The 16,142-nt window shown below is 70.9% G+C and carries 19 protein-coding genes; 11 read left to right on the top strand and 8 right to left on the bottom strand.

What is annotated here, in order from left to right; all coding sequences use genetic code 11:
* Window positions 1-27 precede the first annotated feature (27 nt).
* From JF597_RS40060 to moaA, 3 genes are all read left to right on the top strand, one after another.
* Window positions 28-384 carry a DUF485 domain-containing protein gene (locus JF597_RS40060; RefSeq protein ID WP_294008441.1) on the top strand — a complete coding sequence of 119 codons (357 nt, stop codon included), beginning with the start codon at window positions 28-30 and terminating at the stop codon, window positions 382-384.
* Window positions 381-2,000 (top strand): cation acetate symporter, encoded by a 1,620-nt coding sequence (locus JF597_RS40055; protein WP_294008437.1) that lies wholly within the window; start codon window positions 381-383, stop codon window positions 1,998-2,000. The genes JF597_RS40060 and JF597_RS40055 overlap by 4 nt, the downstream gene beginning before the upstream one ends.
* A 154-nt stretch (window positions 2,001-2,154) precedes the next feature.
* Window positions 2,155-3,144: a GTP 3',8-cyclase MoaA gene (moaA, locus tag JF597_RS40050; protein WP_294008435.1), complete on the top strand. Its 990-nt coding sequence runs from the start codon at window positions 2,155-2,157 to the stop codon at window positions 3,142-3,144.
* On the opposite strand, the gene JF597_RS40045 is transcribed toward moaA, so the two are convergent.
* From JF597_RS40045 to JF597_RS40035, 3 genes are all read right to left on the bottom strand, one after another.
* Window positions 3,141-3,419 (bottom strand): hypothetical protein, encoded by a 279-nt coding sequence (locus JF597_RS40045; protein WP_294008434.1) that lies wholly within the window; start codon window positions 3,417-3,419, stop codon window positions 3,141-3,143. The genes moaA and JF597_RS40045 overlap by 4 nt on opposite strands.
* Window positions 3,420-3,445: 26 nt before the next feature.
* Window positions 3,446-3,658, bottom strand: coding sequence for a hypothetical protein (locus JF597_RS40040; RefSeq protein WP_294008432.1), 213 nt, complete (start codon window positions 3,656-3,658; stop codon window positions 3,446-3,448).
* A 256-nt stretch (window positions 3,659-3,914) separates the two neighbouring features.
* Window positions 3,915-4,316 carry a DUF3099 domain-containing protein gene (locus JF597_RS40035; protein WP_294008430.1) on the bottom strand — a complete coding sequence of 134 codons (402 nt, stop codon included), beginning with the start codon at window positions 4,314-4,316 and terminating at the stop codon, window positions 3,915-3,917.
* 245 nt (window positions 4,317-4,561) lie between these two features.
* Here JF597_RS40035 and JF597_RS40030 point away from each other — a divergent pair, with 245 nt between their 5' ends.
* Complete coding sequence (locus JF597_RS40030) at window positions 4,562-4,840, top strand: GlsB/YeaQ/YmgE family stress response membrane protein (RefSeq protein WP_294008428.1); 279 nt, start codon at window positions 4,562-4,564, stop codon at window positions 4,838-4,840.
* Window positions 4,841-4,986: 146 nt separating this feature from the next.
* On the opposite strand, the gene tyrS is transcribed toward JF597_RS40030, so the two are convergent.
* The 3 genes from tyrS to JF597_RS40015 are packed head-to-tail and all read right to left on the bottom strand — an operon-like array spanning window position 4,987 to window position 9,213.
* Window positions 4,987-6,255, bottom strand: a complete 1,269-nt coding sequence (tyrS, locus tag JF597_RS40025) for a tyrosine--tRNA ligase (protein WP_294008426.1) — start codon at window positions 6,253-6,255, stop codon at window positions 4,987-4,989.
* 43 nt (window positions 6,256-6,298) lie between these two features.
* Window positions 6,299-7,693, bottom strand: a complete 1,395-nt coding sequence (locus tag JF597_RS40020) for a metallopeptidase TldD-related protein (RefSeq protein ID WP_294008424.1) — start codon at window positions 7,691-7,693, stop codon at window positions 6,299-6,301.
* The gene (locus JF597_RS40015) at window positions 7,690-9,213 is read right to left on the bottom strand and encodes a TldD/PmbA family protein (RefSeq protein WP_294008422.1); all 1,524 of its coding nucleotides are present in this window, start codon (window positions 9,211-9,213) and stop codon (window positions 7,690-7,692) included. The genes JF597_RS40020 and JF597_RS40015 overlap by 4 nt, the downstream gene beginning before the upstream one ends.
* A gap of 236 nt (window positions 9,214-9,449) precedes the next feature.
* On the opposite strand from JF597_RS40015, the gene fabG reads away from it, so the two are divergent.
* The 3 genes from fabG to JF597_RS40000 all read left to right on the top strand — a co-directional run bounded on the left by fabG (window position 9,450) and on the right by JF597_RS40000 (window position 11,465).
* Window positions 9,450-10,169, top strand: coding sequence for a 3-oxoacyl-[acyl-carrier-protein] reductase (fabG, locus tag JF597_RS40010; RefSeq protein WP_294008420.1), 720 nt, complete (start codon window positions 9,450-9,452; stop codon window positions 10,167-10,169).
* Between the two features lie 5 nt (window positions 10,170-10,174).
* Entirely contained in the window at window positions 10,175-10,942 is a 768-nt protein-coding gene (gene fabI, locus JF597_RS40005) for an enoyl-ACP reductase FabI (protein WP_046727988.1), read from the top strand.
* Between the two features lie 172 nt (window positions 10,943-11,114).
* Window positions 11,115-11,465 carry a hypothetical protein gene (locus JF597_RS40000; protein WP_294008417.1) on the top strand — a complete coding sequence of 117 codons (351 nt, stop codon included), beginning with the start codon at window positions 11,115-11,117 and terminating at the stop codon, window positions 11,463-11,465.
* Here the strand turns inward: JF597_RS40000 and JF597_RS39995 are convergent.
* The gene (locus JF597_RS39995; RefSeq protein ID WP_294008415.1) at window positions 11,443-12,135 is read right to left on the bottom strand and encodes an FCD domain-containing protein; all 693 of its coding nucleotides are present in this window, start codon (window positions 12,133-12,135) and stop codon (window positions 11,443-11,445) included. The genes JF597_RS40000 and JF597_RS39995 overlap by 23 nt on opposite strands.
* 162 nt (window positions 12,136-12,297) lie before the next feature.
* Here JF597_RS39995 and JF597_RS39990 point away from each other — a divergent pair, with 162 nt between their 5' ends.
* The 4 genes from JF597_RS39990 (at window position 12,298) to JF597_RS39975 (ending at window position 14,835) form a co-directional block, all read left to right on the top strand.
* Window positions 12,298-13,593, top strand: a complete 1,296-nt coding sequence (locus tag JF597_RS39990) for a CynX/NimT family MFS transporter (RefSeq protein WP_294008439.1) — start codon at window positions 12,298-12,300, stop codon at window positions 13,591-13,593.
* A gap of 132 nt (window positions 13,594-13,725) precedes the next feature.
* Window positions 13,726-13,842 (top strand): SGM_5486 family transporter-associated protein, encoded by a 117-nt coding sequence (locus tag JF597_RS39985; RefSeq protein ID WP_089107830.1) that lies wholly within the window; start codon window positions 13,726-13,728, stop codon window positions 13,840-13,842.
* Between the two features lie 177 nt (window positions 13,843-14,019).
* Window positions 14,020-14,226, top strand: a complete 207-nt coding sequence (locus tag JF597_RS39980) for a hypothetical protein (RefSeq protein WP_294008410.1) — start codon at window positions 14,020-14,022, stop codon at window positions 14,224-14,226.
* 90 nt (window positions 14,227-14,316) lie between these two features.
* On the top strand, window positions 14,317-14,835 hold the full coding sequence (locus JF597_RS39975; RefSeq protein ID WP_294008408.1) for a histidine phosphatase family protein: 519 nt from the start codon (window positions 14,317-14,319) through the stop codon (window positions 14,833-14,835).
* Window positions 14,836-14,932: 97 nt separating this feature from the next.
* On the opposite strand, the gene serB is transcribed toward JF597_RS39975, so the two are convergent.
* Window positions 14,933-16,141, bottom strand: coding sequence for a phosphoserine phosphatase SerB (gene serB, locus JF597_RS39970; RefSeq protein ID WP_294008406.1), 1,209 nt, complete (start codon window positions 16,139-16,141; stop codon window positions 14,933-14,935).
* Window position 16,142: the final 1 nt, after the last annotated feature.

Here is a 16,142-nt window from a genome sequence, read left to right as displayed (position 1 = left end):
CGCATGTCCGTATCGCGAGGAGACTCCGTGGCCACCGAGACACCACCACCCTCGAACACGCAGACCCGGCATCCCTCCGGCGAGGAGTTCGCCGAGGTGCAGCAGAGTCCGGAGTTCGCCGAACTGCGGCACTCCCACCGCTCCTTCGCCTTCCCGCTGACCTTCGCCTTCATCGCCTGGTACCTCCTGTACGTCCTGCTCTCCAACTACGCGGACGACTTCATGGGCACCAAGGTCGTCGGCAACGTCAACGTGGCCCTGGTCCTCGGCCTCGCCCAGTTCCTCACCACGTTCCTCATCGCCTGGTGGTACGCCCGGCACGCCGCCGCCAAGCTCGACCCCAAGGCCGAGGCCATCAAGTCCCGGATGGAGGGCGGCGCATGAGCCCCGCGATCACGCTGGCGGCCGGCGAGGCCAGTGACCACCGGACGCTGATCATCACCCTGTTCGCGGTGTTCGTCGCCGTGACCCTCGGCATCACCGTCTGGGCCGGCCGCCAGACCAAGGACGCCGCCGACTTCTACGCGGGCGGCCGCCAGTTCACCGGCTTCCAGAACGGCCTCGCCGTCTCCGGCGACTACATGTCCGCCGCGTCCTTCCTGGGCATCGCCGGCGCCATCGCCCTGTTCGGCTACGACGGCTTCCTGTACTCCATCGGCTTCCTGGTCGCCTGGCTCGTCGCCCTGCTCCTGGTCGCCGAACCGCTGCGCAACTCCGGCCGCTACACCATGGGCGACGTACTGGCCTACCGCATGCGCCAGCGGCCGGTCCGCACCGCCGCCGGCACCTCCACGATCGTCGTCTCGATCTTCTACCTGCTGGCCCAGATGGCGGGAGCGGGCGTCCTCGTCTCCCTCCTGCTCGGCATCACCAGCGACGGCGGCAAGATCGGCATCGTCGCCCTGGTCGGCGTCCTGATGATCGTCTACGTCACCATCGGCGGCATGAAGGGCACCACCTGGGTCCAGATGGTCAAGGCCGTGCTGCTCATCGCGGGCGCCCTGCTGCTGACCTTCATGGTCCTGGCCAAGTTCCACTTCAACGTCTCCGACCTGCTCGGCAAGGCCGCCGACAACAGCGGCAAGGGGTCCGCCTTCCTGGAGCCCGGCCTGAAGTACGGCGCCACCGGCACCAGCAAGCTGGACTTCCTCTCCCTCGGCATCGCCCTGGTCCTCGGCACCGCCGGTCTGCCGCACATCCTGATCCGCTTCTACACCGTGCCCACCGCCAAGGCGGCCCGGAAGTCGGTCCTCTGGGCGATCGGCCTGATCGGCGCCTTCTACCTGATGACCCTCGCCCTCGGCTTCGGCGCGGCCGCGCTGATCAAACCCGACGAGATCATCGCGTCCAACAAGTCCGGCAACACCGCGGCCCCCCTCCTCGCCCTCCATCTGGGCGGCGTCGACTCCAACTGGGGCGCGATCCTGCTGGCCACGATCTCGGCGGTGGCCTTCGCGACGATCCTCGCGGTGGTCGCGGGCCTCACCCTGGCGTCCTCGTCGTCCTTCGCACACGACATCTACGCCAACGTCATCAAGAAGGGCCAGGCCACCGAGAAGCAGGAGATCAACGCGGCCCGGTACGCCACCGTCGGCATCGGCGCCGTCTCCATCCTCCTAGGCGCCCTCGCCCGCGACCTGAACGTCGCCGGCCTGGTCGCCCTCGCCTTCGCGGTCGCCGCCTCCGCCAACCTGCCGACCATCCTCTACAGCCTCTTCTGGAAGCGGTTCACCACCGCCGGAGCCCTCTGGTCGATCTACGGCGGCCTCGTCACCGCGGTCGGCCTGGTGCTGTTCTCTCCAGTGGTGTCCGGCAAGGAGACGTCGATGTTCCCGGGCGTCGACTTCCACTGGTTCCCGCTGGAGAACCCGGGCATCATCTCGATCCCGGTCGGATTCCTCCTCGGCGTCGTGGGCACTCTGCTCTCGAAGGAAGTCCCGGACGCCGCCAAGTACGCGGAGCTGGAGGTGCGGTCCCTGACAGGCACGGGAGCGCACTGAGCCCCGTTCGACTGGCCGCGTCGACGGGATCATAGGATCCTACGACGCGGCCGCGTCGTACCTCGTGGTATCGGGCCTCTCACGATGTCAGTGCTGTCACGTAGGCTCGCAGATGACGGCAGAGATCTGATCCGCAACGAGGGAGGGGGCCCGCGTGCTCATCGACACCTACGGCCGGGTGGCCACCGACCTGAGAGTCTCGCTGACCGACCGGTGCAACCTGCGTTGTACGTACTGCATGCCCGAGGAGGGCCTGCAGTGGCTGGCCAAGCCAGACCTGCTCACGGACGACGAGATCGTCCGCCTGATCGACATCGCCGTCCGCCTGCTGGGCGTCGAGGAGGTCCGCTTCACCGGCGGCGAGCCGTTGCTGCGCCCCGGCCTGGTCGGCATCGTGGAGCGGGTCGCGGGCCTGGGCCCCCGCCCCCGGATGTCCCTGACGACCAACGGCATCGGCCTGCGCCGCACCGCGACGGCCCTCAAGGCGGCCGGCCTGGACCGGGTCAACGTCTCCCTGGACACCCTCCGCCCGGACGTCTTCAAGACCCTGACCCGCCGCGACCGCCACCAGGACGTCCTGGACGGTCTCCGGGCCGCCCGCGACGCCGGCCTCACCCCGGTCAAGGTCAACACGGTCCTGATGCCCGGGCTGAACGAGGACGAGGCCCCCGACCTCCTCGCCTGGGCGGTGGCCCACGACTACGAACTGCGCTTCATCGAGCAGATGCCCCTCGACGCCCAGCACGGCTGGAAGCGCGACAGCATGGTGACGGCCGGTGACATCCTCGCCTCGCTCCGCACCCGCTTCGACCTCACCCCCGAGGGCGCGGGCGACCGCGGCTCGGCCCCGGCGGAGCGCTGGCTGGTCGACGGCGGCCCGCACCGCGTCGGCGTCATCGCCTCCGTCACCCGCCCGTTCTGCGCGGCCTGCGACCGCACCCGCCTCACGGCCGACGGGCAGGTAAGGACCTGCCTGTTCGCGCGGGAGGAGACGGACCTGCGCGGTGCGCTCCGCTCGGGCGCGGCGGACGAGGAGATCGCCCGCAGGTGGCGGCTGGCGATGTGGGGCAAGAAGGCGGGGGCGGGACTGGACGATCCGCAGTTCGTGCAGCCGGACCGGCCGATGTCCGCGATCGGCGGCTAGCCCGGCCCCCCGGCCGACCCGGCCTGGCCCTCCTGTCCGGGCGGCTCGGACGATTCCCACTCCCGCAACAGCACGACGTCTTTCAGGAACCCCCGGACGCCCAGGAACTGCGACAGGTGCTCCCGGTGCTCCTCACAGGCGAGCCAGGTCTTGCGCCGCTCCGGCGTGTGGATCTTCGGGTTGTTCCACGCCAGCACCCACACGGCGTCGGCACGGCAGCCTTTGGCGGAGCAGACGGGGGAGCCGGTTTCGGAATCAGGGGCGTTCGGGATCACGTCGCTGACCTTAGCCGAGGCTCCGGTCAGTGCTGTCGTGCGGTCGTCCCACGTCCGGACACCAGCACCTCGACCACCTGCCGAAGGATGCCCATTGCGCGAAAGGCGCTCTGGTGACGCGACTGGGGCAGAACCAGAACGGCCAGCCCGAGCACCAGCAAGGTCAGACAGACGAAGGCCAGGGGGACCAGCACCGTCACAGCGGCGACAAACCTGACATTTTGCCAGATGGCGAGCATACGGATCCTCCTGGCACATGATCAGGGGGGTGGGCGGGCGGATTATTCAGATGTGGTCGTCCGCCTGAAATGGCGACGCCGAGCAGCCACGGGGGGAGCTGCCCGGCGTCGGTCCGTCGCTCCGACGGGGGATGCGGAGCGCGTACGCAGTATGTCACGGGTCACCCTTGGCCGGGCACTGGAACAGCGCGATTGATCTGAGCTTTTCTTGAGCTTCGGGTGGAGCCTTCGGCCGTCCGCACCGCGTCCCCGGCGCTCAGACCGGCTCCGGCCGCTCGCCCCGCACGGCCCCCGCCGCGGGATCCGCCACCACGTCCTCCGGGACGGGTTCCGCCTGCGTCTCCTCCGCCCGCGGCGGCGCGATCATCAGCCGGGTCGGTGCCACCCCGAAGGTCGACGGAAGCGACTGGGGCCGCTCTCGCCCGGCGTTTGCGATCACGACGGCCACATAGGGGAGCAGCGCCCCCAGCACCAGGGCCACGACGGCCACATACCGTTCGACGTTCCACAACGTCACCGCGAGGATCACCGACATGGTCCGGATGCCCATCGAGATGACGTACCGGCGCTGCCGGCCGCGTACGTCCTCCGCCAGGCCGGTACGGGCTCCGGTGATCCGGAACACCTGGACGTTGCCGTCGCCGCGCTGCTTCCGCATCACATTCCACCATCCGCCCGCATCGGACACTCCCCGGCCCGTACCCGGTCCGCACCCGCACGGGGAACCGGGCCAGGACCCTTTCCACGGTACGCCGCGCCTGCGTCGCCTTCGAGACCGGGGCGCCCTCCCGCCTGCGTGAACGCCCTGCGCCGTAGCGCGTACGGCGGTACCGACATGCGCCGTACGGGGTACGGGCCGAGACTTGGCGTAATGCTCACGTCGAGCCGTACGAGGAGGCAGCCATGGGCTGGTTGTGGGCGATCATCGTGGGTTTCGTGCTGGGCCTGATCGCGAAGGCGATCATCCCGGGCAAGCAGCACAGCCCCCTCTGGCTGACGACCATCTTCGGCATCCTGGGCGCCATCGCCGGCAACGCGATCGCCCGCGCGGCGGGCGTGGCGGCGACACCGGGCATCGACTGGACCCGCCACCTGTTCCAGCTGGTGGCGGCGATCATCATCGTCTTCCTGGGCGACATGGCGTACATGGCGACCCTGGGAAAGCGAAAGCAGCGCATCTGAGGCGCCCCGAACTCCACAGCGCCCTCAACTGAAGCGCCCCGTCAGGGGCGCTGGGGGTGCCCCCGGCCGAAGGCTGGGGGAGGAACTGCGCGACCCAGCCACAACCAACCGGCACTCCGCAACGCACCCGCACCCCCCCACGGCGCTTACGAACCGACGACCTCCACGGCCGCCAGATTCTTCTTCCCGCGCCGCAGCACCAGCCACCGCCCATGCAGCAGCTCTTCCACGGAGGGCACGGCATCCTCGGCGGTCACCTTCACGTTGTTCACGTAGGCCCCGCCCTCCTTCACGGTCCGCCGCGCAGCGGACTTGGAGGCCACCAGCCCGACCTCGGCGAACAGGTCGACCACCGGACCCAGCTCGGCGACCCGGACATGCGGCACCTCGGACAGCGCCGCGGCCAGCGTCCGGTCGTCCAGCTCCGCCAGCTCGCCCTGCCCGAAGAGGGCACGGGACGCGGCCATCACGGCCGCCGTCTGGTCGGCCCCGTGGACGAGCGTCGTCAGCTCCTCGGCCAGCGCCCGCTGCGCGGCCCGCGCCTGCGGACGCTCCTCGGTCTGCTTCTCCAGCTCCTCGAGCTCCGTACGGGACTTGAAGGACAGGATCCGCATGTACGTCGAGATGTCCCGGTCGTCCACGTTCAGCCAGAACTGGTAGAACGCGTACGGCGTCGTCATGTCGGCGTCGAGCCAGATGGCTCCGCCCTCGGTCTTGCCGAACTTCGTGCCGTCCGCCTTGGTCATCAGCGGCGTCGCCAGCGCGTGCACACTGGCGTGCGGCTCCAGGCGGTGGATCAGGTCCAGCCCCGCCGTGAGGTTGCCCCACTGGTCGCTGCCGCCCTGCTGGAGCGTGCAGCCGTACCGCCGGAACAGCTGGAGGAAGTCCATGCCCTGGAGGATCTGGTAGCTGAACTCCGTGTAGCTGATGCCCTGGTCGGACTCCAGGCGGCGGGCCACGGAGTCCTTGGTCAGCATCTTGTTGACGCGGAAGTGCTTGCCGATGTCCCGCAGGAACTCGATCGCGGACATGCCCTCGGTCCAGTCGAGGTTGTTGACCATGACGGCCGCGTTCTCGCCCTCGAAGGACAGGAACGGCTCGATCTGGGCGCGCAGCCTGCCGACCCAGCCGGCGACCGTCTCGGGGTCGTTGAGCGTGCGCTCGGCCGTCGGACGCGGGTCGCCGATCAGACCCGTCGCCCCGCCCACCAGCGCCAGCGGCCGGTGACCGGCCTGCTGGAGCCGGCGCACGGTGAGCACCTGCACCAGGTGCCCGACGTGCAGGGACGGCGCGGTCGGGTCGAAACCGCAATAGAACGTGACGGGACCGTCCGCGAGCGCCTTGCGCAAAGCGTCCTCGTCAGTGGACAGGGCGAACAGCCCCCGCCACTTCAGCTCGTCGACGATGTCCGTCACGGTTCTCGTATCTCCTTGGGTGGTCTCGTAATCAGGTACGAGGTTATACGCCCTGGCTGACAGAGCTCATATTGAAGTCGGGCACCCGCAGCGCGGGCATCGCAGCCCTAGTGAACCAGTCGCTCCACTCGCGCGGCAGCGTCTTTTCCGTGCGCCCGGCCTCGGTCGCCCGCCCCAGCAGGTCCACCGGCGACTCGTTGAACCGGAAGTTGTTCACCTGCCCGGTGACCTGGCCGTTCTCCACCAGGTAGACGCCGTCCCGGGTCAGGCCCGTGAGCAGCAGCGTCGCCGGGTCGACCTCGCGGATGTACCAGAGGCAGGTCAGCAGCAGCCCGCGCTCGGTGGCGGCGACCATGTCCTCCAGCGAGCGGTCCAGGCCGCCGTCCAGGATCAGGTTGCCGCCCGCCGGGGCGACCGGAAGCCCGGTCAGACCGGCCGTGTGCCGGGTGGTCGTCAGGTGCTTCAGCTCGCCCCCCGACAACCACTCGGTGGTACCGACGGGCAGCCCGTTGTCGAAGACCGACTGGTCGCCGCCGGAGGAGTGCGCGACGACGAAGGGCGCGGACTCCAGGCCCGGCTCGTTCGGGTCGCTGCGCAGGGTCAGCGGCAGGTCGGTCAGCTTCTCCCCGACGCGGGTGCCGCCGCCCGGCTTGGAGAACACCGTCCGGCCCTCGGCCGCGTCCCGCCCGGACGCCGACCACAGCTGGTAGATGAGCAGGTCGGCGACGGCGGTCGGCGGCAGCAGCGTCTCGTACCGGCCTGCCGGAAGGTCCACGCGCCGTTCGGCCCAGCCGAGCCGCACCGCGAGCTCGGCGTCGAGCGCGCCGGGGTCGACGTCCTTGAAGTCGCGGGTGGAGCGTCCGGCCCAGGCGGAGCGGGTACGGTCCGGGGACTTGGCGTTCAGCTCCAGCGTGCCGGTGGGCTGGTCGTGCCTGAGGCGCAGCCCGGTCGAGGTGCCCACGTACGTCGACACCAGCTCGTGGTTGGCGAAGCCGTACAGCTCGCGGCCACCGGCACGCGCGCGTGCGAAGGCCTCGCCGAGCGCCGGGGCGAAGTCGGCGAACACGGCGGAGGAGGTCTCGGCGGGCGCGTCCGTGAAGTCGGGGGACTCCGGCACGCCGGTGACCAGCGGCTGGGCGTCCTCGGCCGGCCCGGCGCCCCGCGCGGCGGCCTCTGCGGCCCGCACCAGCGGCTCCAGGTCGTCCGCGGTCACGGCCGACCGGGAGACGACACCCGAGGCCGTGCCCTCCTTGCCGTCCACCGTGGCGACGACGGTGAGCGAGCGGCCGCGCGTGACGCCGTTGGTGGTGAGCGCGTTGCCGGCCCAGCGCAGGTTGGCGGTGGAGTGCTCGTCGGCGATGACCACGCAGCCGTCGGCCCGGGACAGTTCCAGAGCGCGCTCGACGATCTCGTGCGGCTTGTTGCTACGGGCGCTCATCGACCGGCCTCCTGCGTGGTGTTGAGGATGTTGACGCCCTTGAAGAGGGCCGAGGGGCAGCCGTGCGACACCGCGGCGACCTGTCCCGGCTGGGCCTTGCCGCAGTTGAAGGCGCCGCCGAGGACGTACGTCTGGGGGCCGCCGACGGCCGCCATGGAGCCCCAGAAGTCGGTGGTCGTCGCCTGGTAGGCGACATCGCGCAGCTGCCCGGTGATCCGGCCGTTCTCGATCCTGAAGAACCGCTGTCCGGTGAACTGGAAGTTGTACCTCTGCATGTCGATCGACCAGGAACGGTCGCCGACCACGTAGATCCCGCGGTCGACCCCGCCGATCAGGTCCTCCGTCGCCAGCCCGGCCGGATCCGGCTGCAGCGACACGTTCGCCATCCGCTGCACGGGCACATGTCCGGGGGAGTCGGCGTACGCGCACCCGTTGGAGCGCTCGAAGCCGGTCAGCTTCGCGATCCGGCGGTCCAGCTGGTAACCGACCAGCGTGCCGTCCTTCACCAGGTCCCAGGACTGCCCCTCGACGCCCTCGTCGTCGTACCCGATGGTCGCCAGGCCGTGCTCGGCGGTGCGGTCGCCGGTGACGTTCATCAGGTCGGAGCCGTACCTCAGCTTGCCGAGCTGGTCGAAGGTGGCGAAGGAGGTGCCGGCGTAGGCGGCCTCGTAGCCGAGCGCGCGGTCCAGCTCGGTGGCGTGGCCGATGGACTCGTGGATGGTCAGCCACAGGTTGGAGGGATCGACCACCAGGTCGTACAGACCCGCCTCGACGCTCGGCGCCCGCATCTTCTCGGCGAGCAGCTCCGGGATCTGCTCCAGCTCGGTGTCCCAGTCCCAGCCGGTGCCGGTCAGGTACTCCCAGCCGCGGCCGACCGGCGGCGCGATGGTCCGCATCGAGTCGAACTCGCCACTGGACTCGTCGACCGAGACGGCCGTCAGCTGCGGGTGCAGCCGCACCCGCTGCTGGGTCGTCACGGTCCCGGCCGTGTCCGCATAGAACTTGTTCTCGTGCACGGTGAGCAGTGAGGCGTCGACATGGTTGACGCCGTTCGCCGCCAGCAGCCGCGCGCTCCACTCCGCGAGCAGCGCCGACTTCTCCTCGTCCGGCACGGTGAAGGGATCGATCTCGTACGACGAGACCCACGTCCGGGCCGCGTGCACCGGCTCGCCGGCCAGCTCCACCCGCTCCTCGGACCCGGCCGCCTTGATCACCTGTGCCGAGAGCTTGGCCATCGCCACCGCCTGGGAGGCGACCTTGGCGGCCGCGTCGAGCGTCAGGTCGACCCCCGACGCGAAGCCCCAGGTGCCGCCGTGCACGACCCGGACCGCGTACCCGAGGTCGGTGGTGTCCGAGGATCCGGCGGGCTTGGCGTCCCGCAGCCGCCAGGACGCGCTGCGCACCCGCTCGAACCGGAAGTCCGCGTGCTCGGCCCCCAGCGCACGCGCGCGTGCCAGCGCGGCGTCGGCCAGGGCCCGTAGCGGAAGCGCCGTGAAGGCTTCGTCGATGGAATGGTGCACGGAGGTCTCCCTGCTGTCGTGGCCTGTCCGTCCGATCATGTCGCGCCCGCGGGCGTGCGGACCACAGGTTTCGGCGCGGCGCCGGGCCTTTCTGTAGGGACCCGACAGTGACACCCCCGAGCCACTGTCGGTGCCCGCTTGCCCGCGGCGATGGCGGGACCGATAGGTTTTCGATGAAGCCGCCTGTCATGCCAGCTGTTCGGGCGGGTTGTCAGACCGATCGAAAGGGTGATCCGTTGAGCCGCTCGGTTCTCGTCACTGGAGGCAACCGGGGCATCGGCCTCGCCATCGCCCGTGCTTTCGCGGACAACGGCGACAAGGTTGCCGTCACGTACCGCTCCGGTGAGCCGCCGGCCGTCCTCAAGGAACTGGGCTGCCTGGCCGTCAAGTGCGACATCACCGACTCCGAGCAGGTGGAGCAGGCCTACAAGGAGATCGAGGACGCGCACGGCCCGGTCGAGGTCCTGATCGCCAACGCCGGGATCACCAAGGACACGCTCCTGATGCGGATGTCCGAGGAGGACTTCACCTCGGTCGTCGACACCAACCTCACCGGCACCTTCCGGGTCGTCAAGCGCGCCAACCGCGGCATGCTGCGCGCCAAGAAGGGCCGCGTCGTCCTCATCTCGTCGGTCGTCGGCCTCTACGGCGGCCCCGGCCAGGCGAACTACGCCGCCTCCAAGGCCGCCCTGGTCGGCTTCGCGCGGTCCCTCGCCCGTGAGCTGGGCTCGCGCAACATCACCTTCAACGTCGTCGCGCCCGGCTTCGTCGACACCGACATGACCAAGGTGCTCACCGACGAGCAGCGCGCCACCATCGTGTCGCAGGTGCCGCTCGGCCGGTACGCGGAGCCCGAGGAGGTCGCCGCGACGGTGCGGTTCCTCGCCTCGGACGACGCCTCGTACATCACTGGAGCCGTCATCCCCGTTGACGGCGGACTGGGAATGGGTCACTGATCACCATGAGTGGAATCCTCGAGGGCAAGCGCATCCTGATCACGGGTGTGCTGATGGAGTCCTCCATCGCCTTCCACGCGGCCAAGCTGGCCCAGGAGCAGGGTGCCGAGATCATCCTCACCGCGTTCCCGCGGCCCACGCTGACCGAGCGCATCGCCAAGAAGCTGCCGAAGCCCACCAAGGTCATCGAGCTCGACGTCACCAACGACGAGCACCTCGGGCGCCTGGCCGACCTCGTCGGCGAGGAGCTCGGCGGCCTCGACGGCGTCGTCCACTCCATCGGCTTCGCCCCCCAGGACGCCCTCGGCGGCAACTTCCTCAACACGCCGTTCGAGTCCGTCGCCACCGCCATGCACGTCTCGGCGTACTCCCTGAAGTCGCTGACCATGGCCTGCCTGCCGCTGATGCAGAACGGCGGCTCGGTCGTCGGCCTCACCTTCGACGCCCAGTACGCCTGGCCGCAGTACGACTGGATGGGCCCGGCCAAGGCCGCCCTGGAGGCCACCAGCCGCTACATCGCGCGCGACCTGGGCAAGCAGAACATCCGCTGCAACCTCATCTCCGCCGGCCCCATCGGCTCCATGGCCGCCAAGTCCATCCCGGGCTTCAGCGACCTGGCCGCCGTCTGGGACCACCGCTCCCCGCTGGAGTGGGACCTCAAGGACCCGGAGCCGGCCGGCAAGGGCATCGTCGCCCTGCTGAGCGACTGGTTCCCGAAGACCACCGGCGAGATCATCCACGTGGACGGCGGTCTGCACGCCATCGGCGCCTGACCCGCACGGACACTTCGAGGCCCGCATCCCGCGAGGGGTGCGGGCCTCACCCGTTCGGCCCACCGGCAGGGTGATCGACCGCCGGACGGCGCACCCTGGAGAGGCGGCGGCGCACCTGGTTGCGCGTTCACCGCGCGATGTCCCTCCCCAGCCCGGCCGAGGAGGTCCCCTTGTGCGCCTTTCCCGCAGCCTGGCCCCGGTGACCCTGGCCCTCGCCCTCGTGGTGTCGCTGCCCTGCGACGCGGAGTCCTACGCGCGCGTGCCGAGCGGGCACGGTCCGGCTCCGCAGCTGTTCGGCGCGTCGTGCCGGACCACCGTCCGCGGCTCCCACGTGGTGGCCTACTGCCACAACCCGTACGTCGACACGGACCGGGTCCGGCTGCACATCGAGTGCGCCCAGTGGTGGGACATCGACACCGACGGCGCGCCGGTGGACACCGGCCCGGCGATGACCGTACGGCTCGCCGGCCGCTGCTGGCAGCAGGTTCGCGCGGTGTGGATCAGTCACCAGAAGGTGAGCTGAACCGGTCCGGACGGCACTGGAACGGGTAGCTCGCCGCCTCCTTGGCGGCCGCGTCCGCGTCGCCCGCGCGGATCGCCTCGACCAGCCGGGTGTGGTCCATGTACGACTGCGGCGTCAGCTCGGCGCCGACGTCCGCGCGCAGCCAGTCCCGCAGCACCTCGCCCAGGTCGGCGTACATCGCCGTCAGCACGTCGTTGTGCGAGGCGGCCACCACGGCCAGGTGCAGGGTGGCGTCCGCCGCCACGAAGGCCTCCGCGTCGCCCGACCGCCAGGCCTGCTCGCGGCGTGCCAGGAGGGCGTCGAGCTGCCCGAGGTCCTTCTCGGTCCGGCGCGCCGCGGCCAGCCGGGCGGCGGACGACTCCAGGGTGGAGCGCAGTTCGGCGACGTGCCGGGGGTCGGCCTCGGCGAACCGGCGATGCATCACGCCGGCCAGCTCACTGGTGGCCGAGACGTACGTCCCCGAGCCCTGGCGGATGTCCAGCAGGCCGTTGTGGGCCAGCGCCCGGACGGCCTCCCGGACGGTGTTGCGGGCCACCCCGAGCTGCTCGACCAGCTCCGGCTCGGTGGGGATGCGCGAGCCGACCGGCCACTCGCCCGAGGTGATCTGGTTCCGCAACGCGGCGATGACCTGCTCGGACAGCGCCGAGCGGCGCGGATGACTCAGAGGCATGACACACCTTCGCACGCCAGGGCCCGGCGGGACCGGCCGGGCACGCCCCGGGATGGACAACCATTCATCCTATGATTCTATGATGGCCGCATGGCAGGCAGGAAAAACGGCACCGCGGCCTCTGAGACGACCGAGACGACCGAGCCGACCGCGACATCCGGGATGCCCCAGACGACGAAGGCAGCCGAGACGGCTGGGGCGGCGCGTGCGACGGCATCCGGCGGGAGCCCCGCGACCGCCACGCGCGCGTGGACGGCTCGGCTGGTCGTCGTCGGCATCGTGCTGTCCGCCGTCAACCTCCGGCCCGCCATCACCAGCCTCGGCGCGCTCCTGGAGGAGGTACGCGACGGCCTCGGCATGAGCGGCAGCGTGGCCGGACTGCTCACCTCCGTGCCCCCGCTCTGCTTCGCCGTCTTCGGCGTCATGGCCCCCCGGCTGGCCCGTCGCTTCGGCCCGGCGGCCGTGGTCTGCGCGGGCATGGCGGCCGTCACGGCCGGCCTGCCGATACGGCCGTACGCCGGGAGCACCGCCGGGTTCCTGGCCGCCAGCGCGCTCGCGCTCATGGGCATCGCGGTCAGCAACGTGCTGATGCCGGTCATCGTCAAGCGCTGGTTCCCCGACCGGGTCGGCTCCATGACCGGCCTGTACTCGATGGCCCTCGCCGCCGGCACCTCGGTGGCCGCCGCGGTGACCGTGCCCCTGACGGACGCCCTCGGCGGCAGTTGGCGGACCGGGCTGGCGGTCTGGGCCGGGCTCGCGGCGATCGCGGTGCTGCCGTGGGTTCCGCTGGTACGGGACCGCGGAACGGCGCCGGCCCCCGAGGGCGGGGCCGGGGCACGCGTGCGTGCGGAGCGCAGGCCGCCCGCCCTGCGGATCACCCGCAGCCGTACCGCCTGGGCGCTCGCCGTGTTCTTCGGGCTCCAGGCCACCGCCGCCTACATCACGATGGGCTGGATGGCGCAGATCTTCCGGGACGCGGGCGTCTCCGCGAGCACGGCCGGACTGCTGCTGGCCGTCACCATGGTGATGGGCGTACCGCTCGCCTTCGTCATCCCGCGTGTGGCCACCCGGCTGCCGCACCAGGGCCCGATCGTGATCGCGCTCGGCGTCTGCGGCCTCGCCGGATACGCCGGCCTGTACCTCGCGCCCGCCGGCGGCGCCTGGGCCTGGGCCGTGCTGCTCGGCATCTCGAACTGCGCCTTCCCGCTGGCCCTCACCATGGTCGGGATGCGGGCCAGGACGGGCGCGGGCGTCGCCCAGCTCTCCGCCTTCGCCCAGAGCACCGGATACCTGATCTCCATCCCCGGCCCCCTGCTCGTGGGCGTGCTCTACCAGCACAGCGGCGGCTGGGGCCTGCCGATCGCCCTCATGGTCGCGCTGATGATCCCGCAGATGGCCGTGGGCGTCCTGGCGGGCCGGGACCGCATCGTGGAGGACGAGGCGGCCGCCTCCGCCTGACCTCGCACCGGCTCCGCCCACCCCGGTGCCCCCGGCCCTCGCCGACCCTTGGCGGCCCCGTCGGCCCGGGCCGGCCCGTGTCGCGGCCACCCCGCGCGGTCCTTCCCCTCCCGGGGGTGCCAGACTGGCCCCATGCCAGTGCTCGACCCGAACCCCCAGAACGGTCAGAAGAAGATGCTGATCGTCTTTGGCTCGTTCTTCGCCATCTTCATCGTCATCGCCGTCATCGCGACCCTCGCGTCACCCTGACCACGGCCGGACACCGCCCCCGCGGCCGGTGGTGGGGCCAGCCCCACCATCCCCTAGGGGGTGAGGGTCAGGGTCAAGTGGGTGGATCACCGGATGGGACGGCGACCGCGGATTCCGTAGTTTCGAGGTGTGGCCGCGAGGGCGGCCGACAGACCCCGGAGACCCACGGAGGCGACCATGCCGGCCCCTACGCACACCCGGTCCCACCCGGCGACCCCGGGCAGCGTCGACATCCGGCTCCCCTGGTGGGCGCTCGCCCTTCCCGCGCTCGCCTTCGCCGCCCTGCTGCTCCTCATACTGAACCCGGCGGACGCCCACGCGGCCACCGGTGACCCTGCCGTCACCCACCTCTTCGAGCGCGTCCAGCAGATCGTCAACCGCTAGCGCGGCCAGGGACGCGGCGCCCGCGGACCGGGCGAAGCCGCATCTCAACTCCCTGCGCCCGATGGCCTGTTTCATGCGAAGCTGGGTGCCATGAGCGTCGCAGAACCCCGCAGGATTGTCCTCTTCCGCCATGCGAAAGCCGACTGGCCACAGGTGACCGACCACGAGCGACCGCTCGCTGAGCGGGGCCGAATGGACGCCGCCGTCGCCGGACGCAAGCTCGCGGACAGCGGCATCACCTTCGACCTGGCACTGTGCTCCACCTCCGTGCGTACCCGGGAGACCTGGAAGCTCGCCGTCCACGAGCTCGCGCACCGGCCGAAAACCGTCTATGAGGAGCGGGTGTACGAGGCCTCGCCGGGCGAGCTGATCGCCGTGCTCAACGAGGTGCCCGACGACGTACAGACCGTGATCCTCATCGGCCACAACCCCGGCGTGCACGGCCTGGCCGAGATCCTCGCCGGCGCCGCCGAGGACGACGCCCGCGAGCGGATGAACCGCCGGGGCTTTCCCACCGCGGCCTTCGGCGTCCTGACGCACGAGGGCTCCTGGAAGGCCCTCGAACCCGGCGCGGCCACGCTCGTGGACTACTGGGCACCCTCCGAGTGAGACGTGAGACCACCGCACCACCACTGACGTGACACGACGAGGGCCCGGCACCGTGGAGATCGGTGCCGGGCCCTCGTGTCCGGATCGGCCGGACGGCTCAGCTCTCGTCGTGGGTGTCCGCCGCCTCGACCTCTTCGCGGGTCACACCCAGCAGGTAGAGGACCGTGTCCAGGAACGGGAAGTTCACCGCCGTGTGCGCGGCCTCGCGGACCACCGGCTTGGCGTTGAAGGCGACCCCGAGACCGGCCGCGTTCAGCATGTCCAGGTCGTTGGCCCCGTCACCGATGGCCACCGTCTGCACCAGCGGCACGCCCGCCTCGGCGGCGAACCGGCGCAGCAGCCGCGCCTTGCCCGCCCGGTCCACGATCTCGCCGGTCACCCGGCCGGTCAGCTTCCCGTCGACGATCTCCAGCGTGTTGGCCTGGGCGAAGTCCAGCCCCAGCCGCTCCTTCAGATCATCGGTGACCTGGGTGAAACCGCCCGAGACGACGCCGACTTGGTAGCCCAGCCGCTTCAGCGTCCGGATCAGGGTCCGCGCGCCGGGCGTCAGCCGCACCTCCGCGCGCACCTTCTGCACGACCGACTCGTCCAGCCCCTTCAGCAGTGCCACACGCGCGTGCAGCGACTGCTCGAAGTCCAGTTCCCCGCGCATCGCGGCCGCTGTCACCTCGGCGACCCGGTCCTCGCAGCCGGCGTGCGCCGCGAAGAGCTCGATCACCTCGTCCTGGATGAGCGTCGAGTCCACGTCCATGACGACCAGCCGCTGGGCCCGCCGGTGCAGGCCGGCCGAGACCACCGCGATGTCCACGCCGAGCTCGGCCGCGTCGGAGGCCAGGGCGGTGCGCAGCGGTTCGGTCGCCACGCCGGACACCGCGAACTCGACCGCTGTCACCGGGTACTTGGCGAGCCGGAAGATACGGTCGATGTTGCCGCCGGTCTTGGCGATCCGGGCGGCGATGGCGGCCGTCGACTCGGCGGTCAGCGGGTGGCCGAGGACGGTGACCAGGGAACGGCCGAGGCCGCGCGGGCGGTTGTCGCCGTGGCCGGAGATGATCTCCGCCTGCATCTTCATCGACTCGGCCCAGCTGTGCACGGTCGCCCTGAGGTCGCCCTCCAGCCCCGCCGGGGGCTGGGTCACGAGCGCGCACAGCACCAGGCGGCCTCGCGTGACGACCTGCTCGATGTCGACCACGTCGACCATGTAGGCGGCAAGAGTGTCGAAGAGGCCGGCCGTGATGCCCGGCCTGTCCTTGCCGAAAATCTTGACGAGGAGAGTGGGGACCTCGGAGGTCTGCGGATCGCTCATG

It is taken from the genome of Streptomyces sp., assembly GCF_019510245.1.
Lineage (GTDB): Bacteria > Actinomycetota > Actinomycetes > Streptomycetales > Streptomycetaceae > Streptomyces.
This window is presented reverse-complemented; position numbering and strand designations above follow the sequence as displayed.